Below are 17,385 nucleotides of genomic sequence, written 5' to 3'. Positions count from 1 at the left end.
CAAGATGTTGCAGCAACGCATATGTGTCCTGGGTTCTACCGGCTCCATCGGCGTCAATACCCTGGATGTCATTGCCCGACACCCCGAAACCCTCTCCATTTATGCGCTCAGCGCGCATAGCCGTATCGAGCAGTTGGCGGCACAGGCCAGCGCCACGGGGGCCCGCGTTGTCATCGTGCCCGATGAGGCCGCGCGCAAGCGCTTTCTGCACGCCTGGCCGGCCGGCCAGCATCCTGTACCGGAAATCCGAATAGGGCAGCAAGCCCTGTGCGATACGGTTGCCGAGGCCGAAGTGACCACCGTCATGGCGGCCATCGTCGGCGCAGCCGGGCTGCCGTCGGCACTCGCCGCCGCTGCCGCCGGCAAGCGGGTATTGCTGGCCAACAAAGAAGCCCTGGTTGCAGCAGGCAGCTTGTTCATGCGTACGGTGCGCGACTGCGGCGCCGAGTTGCTGCCCATAGACAGCGAACACAACGCCATATTTCAATGCATGCCGCAGTCGGGCAGGGCTACCGCGCCCACGCAACCCGCGCGCGGTGTACGCCGGCTGCTGTTGACGGCCTCGGGCGGACCTTTCCGCACCACCGCTCTCGATCAACTGGCCAGCGTGACCCCCGACCAGGCTTGCGCCCACCCCAACTGGACCATGGGCCGCAAGATCTCCGTGGACTCGGCCACCATGCTTAACAAGGGCCTGGAGGTCATTGAAGCGCATTGGCTGTTTGCCATGCCCGTGGATCGCATCCAGGTCGTTATCCATCCGCAAAGCATGGTGCACTCGATGGTGGAGTACGAAGACGGGTCCATATTGGCTCAGTTGGGCCAGCCCGACATGCGCACACCGATTGCCTATGGCTTGGGCTTTCCCGAGCGCATTGACAGCGGTGTGGGCCTGTTGGCCTTGACTGCTTTGGGTCGCCTGGACTTCGAAGAGCCCAACTTCGACCGCTTTCCCTGCCTGCGACTGTCATTCGATGCGCTGGCCACTGGGCAGGCCGCTTGTGTAGCCTTGAACGCCGCCAACGAAATTGCCGTCGACTGCTTCTTGAACAGCCGCATTCGCTATACTGAAATCGCCGGGGTTATCGAAGCTTGCCTGGATCGCATCACCGGCATGCCCAGTACCGGCCTCGATTCACTGGACGATGTACTGGCACTCGATGCCCGTTCACGCCGCATAGCTGCCGAACTCTGCCTCCAGAAGGCCTGACCCCGCCGTTACCCAGGATATCCATGCTGTTTACCTTATTAGCCTTCGCGGTCGCGCTTGGCGTCCTGATTACTTTCCACGAGCTGGGCCATTACTGGGTGGCGCGGCGCTGCGGCGTGCGCGTATTGCGCTTTTCAGTGGGCTTCGGTCGCGTGCTGGCGCGCCGCACGGACCGCCATGGTACCGAGTGGGCGGTGTCGGCCATCCCGCTGGGCGGCTATGTGAAGATGATGGATGAGCCGGGCCCGGGCGCCACGGCGCAAGAGGCCGCGCAAGCGTTCAACAGCAAAAGCCTCGCGCAGCGCAGCGCCATTGTGGTGGCAGGGCCGGTAGCGAACCTATTGCTGGCGGCGGTTCTCTATACGTTCCTGAATCTGGCGGGCACCAACGAGCCCGCGCCTGTGCTGGCTGCCCCGCAAGCCGATACCGCCGCCGCCATGGCAGGCGTTCAGGCGGGGGATCGCATCACGGCCGTCAATGGTCGGGCGGTGCAATCCTGGGGTGAGGCGCGTTGGCAACTGACCGACGCCGTGACCGGTGGTGGTCGCGTTGAGCTGCAAGTGCAAACCTCCGAAGGCGCGCAACGCGAGCGGCTGTTGCATCTGACGGCCGGAGCCATAGAGCCCGATGGCGTTGATCCCATGACGGAAGTTGGCCTGGCATTGGCGACACCGCGGCCGAAGGTCAATGCCGTTAATGAAGGAAGTGCGGGTCAGCAGGCGGGCCTGCGCGAGGGCGACGTCATCGTCAGCATCGGGCAATTGCAAGATCCGGACGCGGCCGAGGTTGTCCAGGCGGTGCAACAGCACGCCGAACAAACGCTGTCCTTGACCATATTGCGAGACGGTACACCGCTAACGCTGAACATCACGCCGCAAAGCCACACCATGGAAGACGGCTCGCAAGCAGGACGCATAGGCGTGATGCTGGGCGCGGACTTTCCCATGGTAACGGTGCGCTATGGGCCGCTGGACAGCATGGGCCGCGGCATCAGCCGCACCGTCGATACAGTCTGGCTATCCCTGAAGATGATGGGGCGCATGATCACAGGCGATGTTTCGCTGCGCAATGTCAGTGGGCCTGTGACCATTGCGGATTACGCCGGACAGACCGCGCGCATCGGCATGGCTGCCTACATAGGGTTTCTGGCACTAATCAGTGTTAGTATCGGCGTGTTAAATTTGTTGCCGATTCCTATGCTCGACGGTGGCCATCTCATGTACTACGCACTGGAAGCCGTTCGCGGCAAGCCGGTACCCGACAAATGGTTGGAAACCGGCCATCGCGTAGGCTTGGGCTTGCTAGCCGCGCTAATGAGCCTGGCCTTTTTCAATGATTTTTCGCGTCTTTTCAGTTAGAAGCGTTGTGCCTTACAATCTTCCACCATTAAATCGCCCAAGGATCCTCCAGGATGTCGTCTAGCCGGAAATTCCCTTTTGCCAAACGAGTGCTGCCCGTATTGGTTGCCTTGTTGCTGGCGCCCAGTTTCGCGAACGCTTTCACCCCCTTCGTGGTACGTGACATCCAGGTCAATGGCATAGAGCGTGTCGATGCCGGCACGATCTTTACGTATCTGCCCGTCAAGGTAGGCGAACAGTTCACCGATGCTCAGGCCGCCGAGGCGATTCAGCGCTTGTACGCCACGGGCTTCTTCAGCGACGTCAAGATCGACAGCGTCAACGACGTGCTGGTGGTTACCGTACAAGAGCGACCCACGATTGCGTCGGTCAGCTTCAACGGCATGCGCGAGTTCGACTCGAAAGAAATCATCAAATCGCTGGGGCAGGTCGGTTTCGGGCAAGGCCGGGTTTTCGACCGTTCCATGCTGGAACGCGCCGAGTTCGAACTGAAGCAGCAGTATCTGTCCAAAGGCAAGTACGGGGTCGAGATCAACCCCATCATCACGCCACTGCCGCGCAATCGGGTTGGTGTCAGCTTCGATATCTTCGAAGGCGACCTGGCCAAGATCAGCGACATTCGTATCGTCGGCAACGAAGATTTCTCCCAAGGCACCTTGCTGGATGAAATGGAGCTCACCACCTCCGGCATCATGACCTGGTACACCGGCACGGATAAATATTCGCGCGAGAAGCTCGAGGGCGATGTCGAGCGAATACGCTCCTTCTATCTCGATCGCGGCTATCTGGAATATTCGGCCGAGCCGCCGCAGGTTTCGATCTCGCCCGACCGTCAAGATATCTTCGTCACGCTTACCTTGCACGAAGGCGAGCCCTACAACGTGCGCAGCGTCAAGCTGGCCGGCGACCTGCTCGGTCTGGACGACAAAATCCAGCCCCTGGTCGAAGTCAAAGAAGGCGAAACCTTCTCGGCTTCCAAGACCAACGCCACGGTCAAGGCCATTACCGATTACCTGGGTACCTTGGGCTACGCGTTTGCCAACGTCAATCCCAATCCCGTGCTCGATCGCGACGCGCACGAAACCGACCTTACCTTTTATGTCGATCCGGGCCGCCGAGTCTATGTGCGCCGGATCCAGATCGGCGGCAACACCCGCACCCGCGACGAAGTCATCCGGCGCGAAATGCGCCAGCAGGAAGCCGCCTGGTACGACGCCGGCAACATCAAGTCGTCGCGCGACCGCGTCGATCGCCTGGGCTACTTCAACGACGTCAATGTGCACACCACGCCGGTTGCCGGCTCGCCCGACCAGGTCGACGTCAATGTCGACGTGAAGGAAAAACCCACCGGCCTGATCAACCTGGGCGTGGGCTACGGTTCCACCGACAAGCTCATCTTGTCGGCCGGCATCAGCCAGGACAACATTTTTGGTAGCGGCAACACGTTGTCGCTACAGGTCAACACCAGCAAGACCAACCGTGCGGCCATTATTTCGCACACCGACCCATACTGGACCAAGGACGGCATCAGCAAGACCACGTCCATCTACTATCGTCGCACCACGCCCTACGACAGTCGCGATTCGTTTGGTGATTACCGCGTAACGGCTTTTGGCGGCGGCTTGAACTTCGGCGTGCCGATTTCCGAGTTCGATCGTGTCTTCACCGGCGTCAGCTTCGAGCACAACAAGCTTAGCGAACTCAGTCCTCAGTACACGCCACAGGCCTACCAGGATTTCGTTACCGAGTATGGCGAAGCGACCAATTCGGTCATCTTCAACCTGGGTTGGTCCAAAGACACGCGCGACAGCGCCATCGCGCCTACCGAAGGCAGCTACACAAGGTTGTCGGGCGATCTGTCCACCATGGATCTGCGCTATTACATGCTAAGCGCGCAGCAGCAGTATTATTTGCCGCTGGGCCGCGCCTATACGGTCGCCTTCAATGGTATGGTCGACTGGGGCAAGACCTACGGTAGCAAGAGCTTCCCCGTCATCAAGAACGTGTACGGCGGTGGTATCGGTTCGGTGCGTGGCTACGAGGGCGCATCGCTCGGACCGCGCGATACGCTTACTAACGACTACCTGGGCGGATCACGCCGTATTGTTGGTAATATTCAGCTGTACCTGCCCTTCCCGGGCGCCTCGCGCGATCGTACGCTGCGCTGGTTCCTGTTCACCGACGCGGGCCAGATTGCCAACACCAGTGGGGGTGCTTGCACGGGTGGTATAAATAACCACTCTGTAGACCCTTGCGGCTGGAAGTTCTCGGCCGGTGTGGGCCTGTCGTGGCAATCGCCCATGGGACCGCTGCAATTGTCCTTTGGCCGTGCTCTTAATGCCAAGGAAGGCGACGACAAACAAGCCTTCCAATTCCAGATCGGCACCGGTTTCTGATGTATGCCGTTTAGTGGCACAATAACTGTTTTATCTGTGCAATTTGCAAGGTAGATTTTCCATGAAGTCTAAATTCGTTTTATCCCTTAATGCCTTGTCCCAGCGCCTTGTACGGGGCAATCGCGCCCTGGTGCTGGCTGCTGCGTTGGGCGCCACTGCCATGGTGGCAGCACCTGCGACCTATGCTCAAGGCACCAAAATAGGCTTCGTCAGCACGGAACGCATATTGCGCGATTCCAAGCCCGCCAAGGCGGCCCAAACCAAGATTGAGGCCGAGTTCAAGAAACGCGACGACGAGCTTCAAAACCTGGCCAATCGCCTGCGTAGCGAAGCGCAAAAGTTCGACAAAGACGCACCGGTGCTCTCCGAATCCGAGCGCATCAAGCGTCAACGCCAGTTGGCCGACCTGGATTCCGACCTGCAACGCAAGCGCCGCGAATTCCAGGAAGACTTCAATCGCCGTCGCAATGAAGAGTTCTCGGGCATCGTCGAGAAAGCCGACGCTGCCATCAAGACAATTGCCGAACAGCAAGGCTACGACTTGATCATTCAGGACGCCGTCACTGTCAGCCCCAAAGTCGACATTACCGATCAGGTCATGAAAGCGCTCGGCGGCTAAAGGAAAATGCCGGTATTGCTTGCGCCCGAACAGGCGCCTACCTTGCAAGAGCTACTAGACAGCGCCAACACCATCGGCCTGGACTGCAAACCGGCACACATCAAGCACGAACCCGAGCCGCGGATACAAGGCTTGGGTTCCTTGCTTTCGGCGGGGCCGTCCGAGATCAGTTTTCTGTCCAATCCCAAGTTGCAAGATCAGTTGCCGGCTTGCCAGGCGGCTGCGGTCATCATGACGCCGCAAGTATTCGAAAGCCTGCCGGCGGACAGCTATTCGTACCGGGTGGTGCTGTGTAGTCAGCCCTACCTGATGTATGCCTTGCTGGCGCAGTGGTTCGACCGCCATCGGATCGCGCAACTGGAAGGCGGTGTGCATTCCACTGCAGTCATCGCGCCCACGGCTCGCATCGCCGAGGGGGTCAGCATAGGTCCCCATTGCGTCGTCGAGGACGGGGTGACCATAGGTCGCGGTAGCCGCCTGGGCCCGGGCTGCGTGGTCGGCGCCAATTCGGTGTTGGGCGCGGATTGCCTGTTGCATGCCCGGGTGACGCTGTATCACCATGTCAGGGTGGGGGACCGCGCCATCCTGCACTCGGGCTGCGTGCTGGGCGCCGATGGTTTTGGCTTTGCGCCCGACCCCCACAGCCAACCTGGCGCCTGGGCCAAGATTGCCCAGTTGGGCGGCGTGCAGATCGGCAACGATGTCGAGATCGGCGCCAACACCACTGTGGATCGTGGGGCGCTCGAAGACACCGTGCTGGCCGATGGCGTCAAATTGGACAACCAGATCATGATCGCGCACAACGTGCGCATAGGCGAACACACCGCGATGGCCGCGTGCGTGGGCGTGGCCGGATCAACCGTAATAGGACGGCGATGCACCATAGGTGGCGCCGCCATGCTGTCCGGACACCTGACGCTGGCCGACGACGTGCACGTTTCAGGCGGCACGGCGATCACCTCCAGCATCGCCAAGCCGGGCCGCTACACTGGCGTGTACCCTTACGCCGAACACGTTCAATGGCAACGTAATGCAGCCGTGGTATCGCAGTTGGCGCAGTTGCGACGCCGACTGCGTGCGCTCGAAAAATAACGTTTAACAACACTAACCTTTGTGCCGCTGGGCACCTGTATGCAGGATATCAAGATGGAACTCGACATTAAACAAATCATGGACCGACTGCCGCATCGCCCGCCGATGCTGCTGGTCGATCGCGTGCTTGAGATGGTTCCGGGCAAAAGCATCGTGGCCATCAAGAATGTGTCGATGAACGAGCCCTTTTTTCAGGGGCACTTTCCCCATCACCCTGTCATGCCCGGCGTATTGATCATCGAAGCGCTGGCGCAAGCGGCTGCCTTGTTTTCGTTCGAGGACGATAGCGGCGTCAACCCCGCCGACAAGAAGATCGCCTACTACCTCGTGGGCGTAGACGGCGCGCGCTTTCGGCGGCCGGTCTTGCCGGGCGATCAGCTGCGCCTGGAAGTTACCGCCGATCGCATCAGCCGCTCTATTTGCAAGTACACCGCCCAGGCGTCAGTGGACGGACAGGTGGCGGCCGAAGCCAAGCTGATGTGCGCGATCCGTGTACTGGAAGACTAGAACATGGCTGGATTGATACACCCGACGGCAATCGTTGCGCCCGGCGCGCAGCTTGCCGACGATGTCTCCGTGGGACCCTACAGCATCATAGGCGAGCATGTCAGCATCGCTGCGGGTTCGGTCGTGGGACCGCATTGCGTCATAGATGGGCACACCACTATCGGCCGCAAGAATACGTTTTACCGTCACTGCTCCATAGGCGGCATCCCGCAAGACAAGAAATACAATGGTGAGCCCACCCGCCTGGAGATCGGCGATGGCAACATGGTGCGCGAGTTCGTCACGCTTAATACCGGCACCGCGCAAGACGTTGGCGTAACGCGGTTGGGCGACGACAACTGGATCATGGCCTATGTGCATGTGGCGCACGATTGCCAAATCGGCAGCCACACCGTGATCGCCAATGGCGTCCAGCTGGCCGGCCATATCCACATTGGCGATTGGGCAATTCTGGGTGGCCTTTCAGCGGTCCACCAGTTTGTACGTATCGGCGCCCACGCCATGATAGGCGGCACCAGTTCCATACGTCAGGACATCCCTCCCTACCTTATCGGGGCAGGCGACCCCTTCAGGCCGGTGGGCGTCAATTCGGAAGGATTGGGGCGGCGCGGCTATACGCCCGAGGCCATAGCGGCCCTGAAGGAAGCCTACAAGTTGCTGTATAGACGCAACCTGAAGGTGGAAGAGGCCTGCGAACAAATGCGCAATCTGCAGGACGAGCGTCCCGAAGCGCGCGAGGCAGTCCAGGTGATGATTGATTTCTTGACTGGCTCCAGCCGGGGCATTGCACGGCTATGACGCTGCACGTCGGCATGGTCGCGGGCGAACCTTCGGGCGACTTGCTGGCGGCGCGTGTACTGGGCGGCATTGCACGCCATGATCCGCAGCAGCGCAGCGAAGGCATAGGCGGGCCCGCCATGCAGGCGCAGGGCTTCGACATGTGGCATCCCATGAACGCCTTGTCGGTCTTTGGCTACGTCGATGCCTTCAAGCGACTGCCCAGCCTGTTGAACACCTATTTCGATGTCAAGAAACGCTGGCTGGCCAACAAGCCGGATGTGTTCGTGGGCATCGACGCCCCTGACTTCAATCTACGCCTTGAACATCAGCTTAAGCAGGCTGGCGTGCCAACGGTACATTTTGTGGGACCCTCGATCTGGGCCTGGCGCTATGAGCGCATCCACAAGATACGCGAATCCGTATCCCACATGCTGGTGCTGTTTCCGTTTGAAGAAGAACTCTATAAGAAAGAGGGCGTTCCGGTTACTTATGTGGGACACCCGCTGGCGGAGGTCATCCCGATGGCGCCCGACAGAGCGGCGGCGCGGCGCTACCTGGGCATAGCCCCGGATGCGCGCGTGCTGGCCCTGATGCCGGGCAGCCGGGCCTCCGAGATCAAGTGGCTCGCACCGCGCTTCCTGCAGGCTGTGCAAATCCTGCAGCGGCAAGACCCCGCCTTGCAGGTCGTGGTGCCCATGGTCAACACTGAGCGTCGGAAAGAATTCGAATCCTTGCTGGCGCAGTTTCCGGTGCTGAACTGCCGTATCATAGAAAAGCCATCGGCGATCGCTGCCGACGTGCCGACCAATCAGGCAGCCTACGATAGCCGCCCGGCCGCATGGAACGCGATGGAAGCGGCTGACGCCGTGCTGGTGGCCAGTGGCACCGCCACGCTGGAAGCCGCCCTGTTCAAGCGGCCCATGGTGATCTCTTACGTGCTCTCGCCCATGATGAAACGCATGATGGAATGGAAATCTGGCCAGGCCCGGCCCTATGTGCCCTGGGTCGGTCTTCCCAACGTGCTGGCACGCGACTTCGTCGTGCCCGAGCTGCTTCAGGACGAGGCCAGCCCGCAAGCGTTAGCACAAGCCACCTGGAAGGCCCTGACGGACCAGGCTTATGTCGAGCAGTTGCTGGCCCGCTTTACCGACATACATCAAAGCCTGCATCGCGATACCCCCGCGCTGGCAACCCGCGCCATCATCGAGCAGCTTGGCCATGCAGCCTGATCTGTTCAGCCTTGGCGACTTCTCGGGCCTGCGTGTGGCCGGCATCGACGAGGCAGGCCGTGGCCCGCTGGCCGGCCCGGTCTTTGCCGCTGCCGTCATCCTGGACCCGTCCCGACCCATCGAAGGGCTGGACGATTCCAAAAAACTCACAGCCTCGCGCCGCGAGGAATTGAGCATGCAGATCCGCGAACAGGCATTGGCATGGAGCATAGCCAGTGCCACGGTTCAAGAGATCGACGAACTGAACATCCTGCAGGCCACCATGCTGGCGATGCGTCGCGCCTGTGAAGGTTTGAGCATGCAGCCGGACAGGGCCTTGATCGATGGCAATTGCATGCCGCGAGGCTTGTCCTGCCTGACTGAAGCAGTCATAGGCGGCGACGCCCTGGTGGAAGCGATATCGGCTGCCTCTATCCTGGCCAAGACGGCCCGCGATGCCGATTGCCTGATCCTGCACGATGCCTATCCCGCCTATGCCTTCGATCAACATAAGGGTTATGGGACCAGCCTGCACCTGACCATGCTGGACACCCACGGTCCGTGCCCGGCGCACCGACGCAGCTTCGCGCCCGTGCGGCGCATGCTGGGCCTGTAGGGCTGTGCCTGAGCCCTTCGGCGTCGGGTATGCTGGTCCAGCCATGAAACATATCAGCTCTCGAGACAATCCCCTGTACAAGCGCCTGATGCGTATTGCCGCCGGCAAGCGCGACATGCAAGATGCCGACCCCTCCACGGTTGGTCCATCTGTCCTTTTGGAAGGCATCCATCTCTGCCAGGCCTGGCTGCAATATGGCGGTCAGCCACTGGTCGCGCTGTTCGATGCCGAGCGACTGGAACGCGATCCCGAGCTTGAGCAACTGGCAACTGAACTTTACGCTGCCGTGTGCCACAGTTGCGAGCCGCGTTTGGCCAAGGGCTTGTCGCAGGTGGAGCACGGGCAGGGCGTCTATTTTCTGGTCAGGGCGCCTGCGCCCGCAGTGCCGGACCGTATTGATCACCTGTGCATCTGGCTGGATCGCGTCCAGGATCCGGGCAATGTCGGGACTCTGCTGCGCACCGCAGCTGCGGCAGGTGTCCGTCACGCCTATTTGTCGACGGCATGTGCTCACGCCTGGTCAGCCAAGGTGTTGCGCAGCGCACAAGGCGCCCACTTTGTCATGACGGTCTACGAGCATGTGGATTTACTGGCTGTGGTCGAGCGGCTGGCGGTCCCGCTGGTCGCAACCAGCCTGGTGGATGCCGAATCGCTTTATGGCAAACCTTTGCCTGCAGCGTGCGCGTGGGTGGTGGGCAACGAAGGGCAGGGGGTGGCCGCCAGCTTGCTCGCCAAGGCGGACAGGCGCGTATTTATTCCGCAGGCAGCCAATGTTGAGTCCTTGAATGTGGCGGCCGCGGCGGCGGTCTGTCTGTTTGAACAGCGCCGTCAGCACGCGGGCACCAGCTAGCCGATATGCCGGCCAGCGTGCCGGCTTAGTAAATACGCCGGTCCAGACCGACCTCGTCCAGCACCTTGGTGGAGATTTCTTCGATCGATTTTGTTGTCGTCGATAGCCAGGGAATGTTCTCCATCCGCATCAGGCGCTCGGCTTCGGCGACCTCGTGGCGGCATTGTTTCAGCGATGAATACTGGCTGTTGGGGCGGCGCTCGTTACGCACCTCGGCAAGCCGCGCCGGCTGGATGGACAGCCCGAACAATTTATTCCGGTAGGGCGCCAGCGTGGCGGGCAGCGAACCGCGATCGAAGTCTTCGGGAATCAGCGGAAAATTGGCCGCCTTCACGGCGTACTGCATGGCAAGGTAAAGGCTGGTTGGTGTCTTGCCACAGCGCGACACGCCCACCAGGATCACGTCGGCCTGCTCCAGCCCATGGATGAATTGTCCGTCGTCGTGTGCCAGGCTGAAGTTGATGGCTTCTATCCGATTGGCGTACTGCTTGGACAAACCGCCCATGTGCGATCGGCCGACTGAATGGCTGGATTTCATGCCCAGTGCCGTCTCGATATGCTGCACAAAGGTGCCGAAAAGATCCAGGAAGGTGCAGTTCGCGTCGCGTATGGTCTGCGCCACCTGAGGGTCCACCAGGGTGCTGAACACCAGGGGCGGCTCGTTTTGCTCTTCAGCGCAGCGATTGATGCGCCGTGCAGCGTTGGCAGCCTTTTCGGGGCTGTCGATAAAGGGTATTCGGATGGCTTCGAATTTAACTTGCTCGAATTGGGACAACACCGAATTGCTGAAGGTTTCAGCGGTAATGCCCGTGCTGTCGGACACGACAAACACGGTACGTTCGATAAGAGTGGTGGGCATGAAGTAAAACTCAGTAATTCCGCAGGACCGTAGAAACGGTACAATCCGCGAAAGGTTAACAGTCACCTAGCCAGCAAGCAAGGCTGGTTTGCTTAGTACACCCGGTAGCGCGGCCATACAGTGGGCCGCCTGCCACCCCGGTGCGCTAAGCAAACAAGCTTTCTTTTATATAGTTAAAGGTGACTTTATGTCTTATGTAGTGTCTTTCGAGCAGCTCCGCATGACGGACATCGACTCGGTAGGGGGTAAGAACGCATCATTAGGTGAAATGATCAGTCAGTTGGCAGGCGCAGGCGTCCGGGTTCCGGGCGGGTTTGCGACCACAGCCGACGCGTTTCGCAATTTCCTGAAAGCCACCCATCTTGATCAGCGCATCGCTGACCGCCTCGAGCGCCTCGATTCTGAAGACGTACGCGAACTGGCAAACGCCGGTACCGAAATACGCCAGTGGATCATCGAGACGCCGTTTCCGGATGACTTCGAACAAGCCGTACGCGGCGCTTTTGCCGAGCTTGACGCCGACGGCAAGGGCTGCTTTGCCGTGCGCTCGTCGGCCACAGCCGAAGACTTGCCTGATGCCTCTTTTGCAGGACAACAGGAAACCTTCCTGAACGTCGTCGGCATCGACGATGTGCTGGAGAAAATCCGCCATGTGTTCGCCTCCTTGTATAACGACCGGGCGATCTCTTACCGCGTGCACCGCGGCTATGCCCATGCCGACGTGGCCTTGTCCGCAGGCGTGCAACGCATGGTGCGCTCGGACCGCGGCAGCGCAGGCGTCATGTTCACCCTGGATACGGAGTCGGGCTTTAACGACGTTGTGTTCATTACCTCGTCTTACGGCCTGGGCGAAACGGTGGTGCAAGGCGCGGTCAACCCCGACGAGTTCTATGTATTCAAGCCCACCCTGGCATCGGGCCATTACCCCATCATCAGCCGACGCATAGGCTCCAAGCTTATCAAGATGGAGTTCGACGCCCAGAAGGCATCCGGCCATGCTGTGTGCACGGTCGATGTACCGGTGTCCGAGCGCAATCGCTATTCCTTGACGGATGAAGAGGTCATCGAGTTGGCGCGCTACGCCGTCATTATCGAAGAGCACTACAAGCGCCCCATGGACATTGAATGGGGCCGTGACGGGCTGGACGGCAAGATTTATATTTTGCAGGCACGCCCCGAAACCGTTAAATCGCAACAAGGCCATCAAGACGTCCAGGAGCGCTATCGCCTGAAAGCCACCGGTGAAATCCTGGTCACCGGCCGCGCTATCGGCCAGAAGATAGGCTCGGGCAAAGTGCGCATCGTTGCTGATGTTTCGCAGATGGACCAGGTGCGGGCAGGCGACATCCTGGTCACCGACATGACGGACCCCAACTGGGAGCCCGTCATGAAACTGGCATCCGCCATCGTTACCAACCGCGGCGGTCGCACCTGCCACGCTGCCATCATTGCGCGCGAACTGGGCATCCCGGCCGTTGTGGGCTGCGCCAATGCCACAGACGTGCTGGCCGATGGCCGCGAAGTGACAGTATCGTGCGCCGAAGGCGACGAGGGCCGCATTTACGACGGCTTGCTGGAAACCGAGATCGAGGAGGTGCGCTGGGGCGAAATGCCTGACATCGGCCTCAAGGTGATGATGAACGTCGGCAACCCGCAATTGGCCTTCGACTTCTCGCAGATCCCGAATGATGGTGTGGGCCTGGCACGCCTGGAGTTCATCATCAACAACAACATTAATGTGCACCCGAAGGCGGTTCTGGATTATCCGAATGTGGATACAGAACTGAAGCAGGCGGTAGAGTCTGCGGCCCGGGGCTATGCCAGCCCACGTGCCTTCTTTGTAGAGAAGCTGGCCGAAGGCATAGGCACCTTGGCTGCAGCTTTCTATCCCAAGCCGGTCATTGTGCGTCTGTCTGACTTTAAGTCCAACGAATACCGCAAGCTGGTGGGTGGGTCGCGCTACGAGCCCGAGGAAGAGAACCCGATGCTGGGCTTCCGGGGCGCGTCGCGCTATCTTTCGGCGGACTTCGAAGAGTGCTTCCGCATGGAATGCGAAGCACTGAAGAAGGTGCGCGACGACATGGGTTTGACGAATGTCGAGATCATGGTGCCATTTGTGCGGACCTTGCCGCAGGCGGCGAAGGTTGTGGATCTGTTGGCACGCAATGGCTTGGCGCGCGGCGAGAATGGCCTGCGCCTGATCATGATGTGCGAAGTGCCGTCCAATGCCATTCTGGCTGAAGAGTTCTTGCAGTATTTCGACGGGTTCTCGATTGGGTCCAACGATATGACGCAGCTGACTCTTGGGCTGGATCGGGATTCTGGCATGGAGTTGCTGGCGGCCGACTTTGATGAGCGCGACGAGGCTGTGAAGTTCATGCTTAGCCGTGCAATCAAGGCTTGCCTGGATGCCGGGAAGTATGTGGGCATTTGCGGTCAAGGCCCCAGCGATCATCCGGACCTGGCGGAATGGCTGCGGGATCAGGGGATATTGTCGATGTCGCTGAATCCGGATACGGTTGTGGATACTTGGCAGCGGCTGGCGGTTAAGTAGGTTTGGTCAGCACGTTTGCTTAGGGCGCGCGTCGCCGTGGGGTAGCCCCGCTTTGGGCTAGCCGGTCACGGCCGCGGCTGCGCCTCGGCAGACCTTGCGTCAGCGCCGTCGCGGGGCGCCTGCGGAACTCGCAACGTCCGGGCGTGCCCGGACACCCGCGTTGCTCGGGCAGCCGCAGGCTTGCCTCCCCGCGCCAGCGCTGACGCAAGGCGTGACCTAAAACGCCCAATGCGGGGCTACCCCACGGCGACGCGGGTTCGTAGTCATTGAACCGTGTGCTGGCCGGCGTATGTAGTGCTGGCCGTAACTTGGGCGAAAGTAGGGCACGAAGCGGCCATGAGTTGAGAGAGCTGTCGTCAGGTAAGTAGGGTGTCAGCAAGTGCAGTGATGCTGCTGGCGTGCAGGGTGTTGGCGGGATGAGGGCTCACGTCCTTGGGCATGTCGGCACCGAATTCGGTGGGTCGCTCTATATACGCGGTGAGCAAACCGCATTGTCGTGCCGCATCCAGATCATCTTGATGTGCCGCGACCAGCATGACTTGATCGGGTCTGACATCAAAAATACGTGCCACACCAAGGTAGGTTGCGGGATCAGGCTTGTACGCGTGGAATACCTCGGCCGATAAGACACAATCCCAGTTCAAGCCGGCTGCTTTTGCCATGTTGACCAGCAAATTGATGTTGCCGTTCGACAAGGTTGTGGTGATGTAGCGCGCTTTCAGACGCGCAATCCCTTGCGCCGAATCGGGCCAAGCCTGTAGCCGGTGCCAAGCCTGATTCAAGTGACGCTTCTGCGATTCGTCCAGTTCGGACATCCCAAACTCCATAAGAATGTCGTCGAGAATCATTCGGTGCAGATCGTCGATCAGTGTCCATGGCAATTCGCCAGCCCTGACTCGCTGCATGGCTGGCTGATAGCCCGCCCGCCATGCTCTTGCGAATGTGCGCCCGTCGATTTCTGGGTTTAGCTGTTCTATTTCTTGGGCGATCGAGCTACACCAGTCGACCACGGTGCCGAACACATCGAAAGCTAGTACACGGACATCTTCTAGGCGTTCGGCGGTCATTGTGGTGTCTCTGTTCAATGCGGTTTATCGATATTACCGAGGGGTAGTCAGCAACACGCCGATGGCCCTCAGCGCAGCTGCTCCGTAGTAGATTACCGTTTATACAGACTTTCTTGATAGCGAGCACGCCAACGGGCCGCTTTCAGACTTAGCTCGTAGACTGCAATCGGCCAAAAGCGGTCAGTGATCAAGTCGCCAGCAGATAGATTTTGATAGGAGCTGTTACGATACGAAAAGATTTTCTATATTAGAAACTGCCGTATTACTGCGCGTGGGAGATGGGTTAAGTGCGTATCGAATCTATAACGCTGTCGGGCTTCCGTTGTTTTGGTCCTAATCCAATTACCGTTCCTATTTCGCCGAACATAACGGCTGTTGTCGGCCCTAATGCAGCGGGCAAAACCGCACTTCTGCAGGCACTGTCAAAAATGTTCGGCGTCTCGCGGGCGCAGCGCACTGTACAGCGTTCGGATTTTCACTTAGGCGTAAAGGACGACCCCGACGACCGCGAAGCCAAGGATCTATTTATCGACGTGTTGATCGGATTGCCCGAACTGGCCGATGGCACCGCAACGCCGGAGACGATCGCGCCGTCATTTCGGCACATGCAGATTGAACGTGCGGACGAATCGCCGGTCTGTCGCCTGCGCCTTGAAGCGCGATGGGAAGACGACGGGACCGTTGAGGGCGAGGTTTCGCAAGAGCTTTTCTGGATTGATACGCTCGAAGATGATCCAAGCGAAGATAAACGTCACCCGGTCTCGGCAGTGGATCGCGGCCTGATTCAACTCTATTACACACCCGCCAGCCGTGATGCGACGGCCCAGATTCGGGCAACGACCGGTGCACTCGCCGCGCGCCTGCTGCGCGCAATCGAATGGTCCTCCTCAGCACAAGAGGCGGTTCAAGAAGCCTCCGAAAGTCTGGCGACAGCTTTCGAGGGGAGTCAGCGATTGCTGCGATCGGCGAAGCCTTACAGGCGCGCTGGTCAGGCCTTCACGATGATGTCGTCGATACGAAACCCAGGCTTAGCCTGGTCAGTCGCCGATTCGAAGAGGTCGTCAACAAGATTGCCGTCATTTTTGAGCAAGGGCCGGACGGTCACGAACGTGAGCTCGACGCTCTGAGCGACGGGCAGCAATCGCTTTTCTATTTTGCGCTGGCTGCGGCCATTTTCGACCTGGAGCGCGAGGTAGTGGCCGGCACGGTCGGAGGCTTCCGCGACGACGCACTGCGTATCCCCGCGCTCACGCTATTCGCTCTGGAAGAACCGGAGAACCATCTCTCGCCTTACTTCCTCGCCCGTATTATCAGCCAGGTCCGGTCGCTGACTGATGACGGTAGTGCCCAGGCCATCATCACCAGTCATTCGCCGGCAGTGCTGAGCCGCGTCGATCCGCGTGAGGTCCGGTACTGTCGCTGTGATCCGAAGACGCGCGTCTCGACGGTCAAGAACCTCAAACTGCCGGCAGGCATTGACGAAGCGGCCAAATTTGTCCGTGGCGCGATGCTCGCCTATCCCGAACTCTACTTCGCCCGCTTCGTCCTACTCGTAGAAGGCGATTCGGAGCGAATTGTCCTGCCCCGCCTAGCCGAGGCGCTTGATCTTTTGATCGACCCCGCTTTCGTTGCCATCGTTCCCTTGGGCGGACGACATGTGCAGCACTTCTGGCGGTTGCTTAAGCAGCTAGGAATTCCGCACGCCACCCTGCTGGATCTCGATCTAGGCCGTGACGGTGGCGGCTTCGGCCGGGTGAAAACGGCGATTGAAAACCTCATCGAATTTGGCGCCTCGAAAGCCGAGCTTTTGAAGATCATAGGAGGTGTAATGTCAGACGAAGATTTGGCCAAAATGCACACATGGGAAGGTGCGGAGGATCATAAAACCCTCATGGGGTGGGTCAATAGCCTCAAACCGCATGGTGTTTATTTTTCTGCACCGCTCGATCTTGATCTAGCCATGCTGGAGGCCTTCCCCGATGCGTTCCAGGCAATTATTCCCAAAGGTGGCGGGCCAAGGATGGCTGTCGATAAAGCGGCCGAAGTAGTGCTCGGGGCTGCGGGACCAGGGCTCAAGTCCTACACCGGCCCATTCGAGACCTGTCCCGAGCTTCTTCCTGCCTATCGCTATCACTTTCTCACCAACAGCAAACCGGCAACGCACCTTACCGCCCTGACACATATTGAGAAAAGAGACTTAAAGGCAGGCATGCCCGCTGTGTTGAAGGAAGTACTCAACCATATTGCCAAGTCCTTGCGGAGGGACTAG

At 59.6% G+C, this 17,385-nt stretch carries 15 protein-coding genes; 13 read left to right on the top strand and 2 right to left on the bottom strand.

The features are described 5' to 3' along the window. The first annotated feature begins 4 nt into the window (after positions 1 to 4). The 10 genes from dxr (at position 5) to CKA81_RS06025 (ending at position 10,636) form a co-directional block, all read left to right on the top strand. Entirely contained in the window at positions 5 to 1,210 is a 1,206-nt protein-coding gene (gene dxr, locus CKA81_RS06070; RefSeq protein WP_164878450.1) for a 1-deoxy-D-xylulose-5-phosphate reductoisomerase, read from the top strand. 23 nt (positions 1,211 to 1,233) lie between these two features. After that, complete coding sequence (rseP, locus tag CKA81_RS06065; RefSeq protein WP_128354493.1) at positions 1,234 to 2,568, top strand: RIP metalloprotease RseP; 1,335 nt, start codon at positions 1,234 to 1,236, stop codon at positions 2,566 to 2,568. Positions 2,569 to 2,621: 53 nt separating this feature from the next. Beyond that, positions 2,622 to 4,964: an outer membrane protein assembly factor BamA gene (bamA, locus tag CKA81_RS06060; protein ID WP_128354492.1), complete on the top strand. Its 2,343-nt coding sequence runs from the start codon at positions 2,622 to 2,624 to the stop codon at positions 4,962 to 4,964. A gap of 61 nt (positions 4,965 to 5,025) precedes the next feature. Then, entirely contained in the window at positions 5,026 to 5,583 is a 558-nt protein-coding gene (locus CKA81_RS06055) for an OmpH family outer membrane protein (RefSeq protein WP_128354491.1), read from the top strand. Between the two features lie 6 nt (positions 5,584 to 5,589). Further along, positions 5,590 to 6,675, top strand: a complete 1,086-nt coding sequence (lpxD, locus tag CKA81_RS06050) for a UDP-3-O-(3-hydroxymyristoyl)glucosamine N-acyltransferase (RefSeq protein ID WP_128354490.1) — start codon at positions 5,590 to 5,592, stop codon at positions 6,673 to 6,675. A 54-nt stretch (positions 6,676 to 6,729) separates the two neighbouring features. Next, a complete protein-coding gene (fabZ, locus tag CKA81_RS06045; RefSeq protein ID WP_128354489.1) occupies positions 6,730 to 7,182 on the top strand; it encodes a 3-hydroxyacyl-ACP dehydratase FabZ in 453 nt (150 codons plus the stop codon). A gap of 3 nt (positions 7,183 to 7,185) precedes the next feature. Beyond that, positions 7,186 to 7,980 (top strand): acyl-ACP--UDP-N-acetylglucosamine O-acyltransferase, encoded by a 795-nt coding sequence (lpxA, locus tag CKA81_RS06040; RefSeq protein ID WP_128354488.1) that lies wholly within the window; start codon positions 7,186 to 7,188, stop codon positions 7,978 to 7,980. After that, complete coding sequence (gene lpxB / locus CKA81_RS06035) at positions 7,977 to 9,191, top strand: lipid-A-disaccharide synthase (protein ID WP_128354487.1); 1,215 nt, start codon at positions 7,977 to 7,979, stop codon at positions 9,189 to 9,191. Before lpxA ends, lpxB begins: the two co-directional genes overlap by 4 nt. Beyond that, complete coding sequence (rnhB, locus tag CKA81_RS06030; RefSeq protein ID WP_128354486.1) at positions 9,181 to 9,786, top strand: ribonuclease HII; 606 nt, start codon at positions 9,181 to 9,183, stop codon at positions 9,784 to 9,786. The genes lpxB and rnhB overlap by 11 nt, the downstream gene beginning before the upstream one ends. A 43-nt stretch (positions 9,787 to 9,829) precedes the next feature. Next, the gene (locus CKA81_RS06025; protein ID WP_128354485.1) at positions 9,830 to 10,636 is read left to right on the top strand and encodes a TrmH family RNA methyltransferase; all 807 of its coding nucleotides are present in this window, start codon (positions 9,830 to 9,832) and stop codon (positions 10,634 to 10,636) included. 25 nt (positions 10,637 to 10,661) lie between these two features. On the opposite strand, the gene ppsR is transcribed toward CKA81_RS06025, so the two are convergent. Further along, positions 10,662 to 11,495, bottom strand: a complete 834-nt coding sequence (ppsR, locus tag CKA81_RS06020; RefSeq protein WP_128354484.1) for a posphoenolpyruvate synthetase regulatory kinase/phosphorylase PpsR — start codon at positions 11,493 to 11,495, stop codon at positions 10,662 to 10,664. Between the two features lie 187 nt (positions 11,496 to 11,682). Here ppsR and ppsA point away from each other — a divergent pair, with 187 nt between their 5' ends. Beyond that, positions 11,683 to 14,049, top strand: coding sequence for a phosphoenolpyruvate synthase (ppsA, locus tag CKA81_RS06015; protein ID WP_128354483.1), 2,367 nt, complete (start codon positions 11,683 to 11,685; stop codon positions 14,047 to 14,049). Positions 14,050 to 14,405: 356 nt separating this feature from the next. On the opposite strand, the gene CKA81_RS06010 is transcribed toward ppsA, so the two are convergent. Next, the gene (locus tag CKA81_RS06010; protein ID WP_128354482.1) at positions 14,406 to 15,116 is read right to left on the bottom strand and encodes a haloacid dehalogenase type II; all 711 of its coding nucleotides are present in this window, start codon (positions 15,114 to 15,116) and stop codon (positions 14,406 to 14,408) included. Positions 15,117 to 15,403: 287 nt separating this feature from the next. On the opposite strand from CKA81_RS06010, the gene CKA81_RS17160 reads away from it, so the two are divergent. Together CKA81_RS17160 and CKA81_RS17155 are read left to right on the top strand one after the other, a co-directional pair. Further along, positions 15,404 to 16,243 (top strand): ATP-dependent nuclease, encoded by an 840-nt coding sequence (locus CKA81_RS17160; protein WP_199287567.1) that lies wholly within the window; start codon positions 15,404 to 15,406, stop codon positions 16,241 to 16,243. Then, the gene (locus CKA81_RS17155; protein ID WP_228255836.1) at positions 16,150 to 17,385 is read left to right on the top strand and encodes an ATP-dependent nuclease; all 1,236 of its coding nucleotides are present in this window, start codon (positions 16,150 to 16,152) and stop codon (positions 17,383 to 17,385) included. Before CKA81_RS17160 ends, CKA81_RS17155 begins: the two co-directional genes overlap by 94 nt.

The sequence above is a fragment of the Pollutimonas thiosulfatoxidans genome (assembly GCF_004022565.1).
Taxonomy (GTDB): Bacteria; Pseudomonadota; Gammaproteobacteria; order Burkholderiales; family Burkholderiaceae_B; genus Pusillimonas_D; species Pusillimonas_D thiosulfatoxidans.
The sequence above is the reverse complement of the archived record's forward strand: the minus strand, read 5'-3'. Positions and strand labels throughout refer to the sequence as shown.

What these genes read in the sequence shown, in the direction of transcription:
- dxr (WP_164878450.1), top strand. Translation starts at nt 5, where the DNA reads ATGTTGCAGCAACGCATATGTGTCCTGGGTTCTACCGGCTCCATCGGC.
- rseP (WP_128354493.1), top strand. Translation starts at nt 1,234, where the DNA reads ATGCTGTTTACCTTATTAGCCTTCGCGGTCGCGCTTGGCGTCCTGATT.
- bamA (WP_128354492.1), top strand. Translation starts at nt 2,622, where the DNA reads ATGTCGTCTAGCCGGAAATTCCCTTTTGCCAAACGAGTGCTGCCCGTA.
- CKA81_RS06055 (WP_128354491.1), top strand. Translation starts at nt 5,026, where the DNA reads ATGAAGTCTAAATTCGTTTTATCCCTTAATGCCTTGTCCCAGCGCCTT.
- lpxD (WP_128354490.1), top strand. Translation starts at nt 5,590, where the DNA reads ATGCCGGTATTGCTTGCGCCCGAACAGGCGCCTACCTTGCAAGAGCTA.
- fabZ (WP_128354489.1), top strand. Translation starts at nt 6,730, where the DNA reads ATGGAACTCGACATTAAACAAATCATGGACCGACTGCCGCATCGCCCG.
- lpxA (WP_128354488.1), top strand. Translation starts at nt 7,186, where the DNA reads ATGGCTGGATTGATACACCCGACGGCAATCGTTGCGCCCGGCGCGCAG.
- lpxB (WP_128354487.1), top strand. Translation starts at nt 7,977, where the DNA reads ATGACGCTGCACGTCGGCATGGTCGCGGGCGAACCTTCGGGCGACTTG.
- rnhB (WP_128354486.1), top strand. Translation starts at nt 9,181, where the DNA reads ATGCAGCCTGATCTGTTCAGCCTTGGCGACTTCTCGGGCCTGCGTGTG.
- CKA81_RS06025 (WP_128354485.1), top strand. Translation starts at nt 9,830, where the DNA reads ATGAAACATATCAGCTCTCGAGACAATCCCCTGTACAAGCGCCTGATG.
- ppsR (WP_128354484.1), bottom strand. Translation starts at nt 11,495, where the DNA reads ATGCCCACCACTCTTATCGAACGTACCGTGTTTGTCGTGTCCGACAGC.
- ppsA (WP_128354483.1), top strand. Translation starts at nt 11,683, where the DNA reads ATGTCTTATGTAGTGTCTTTCGAGCAGCTCCGCATGACGGACATCGAC.
- CKA81_RS06010 (WP_128354482.1), bottom strand. Translation starts at nt 15,116, where the DNA reads ATGACCGCCGAACGCCTAGAAGATGTCCGTGTACTAGCTTTCGATGTG.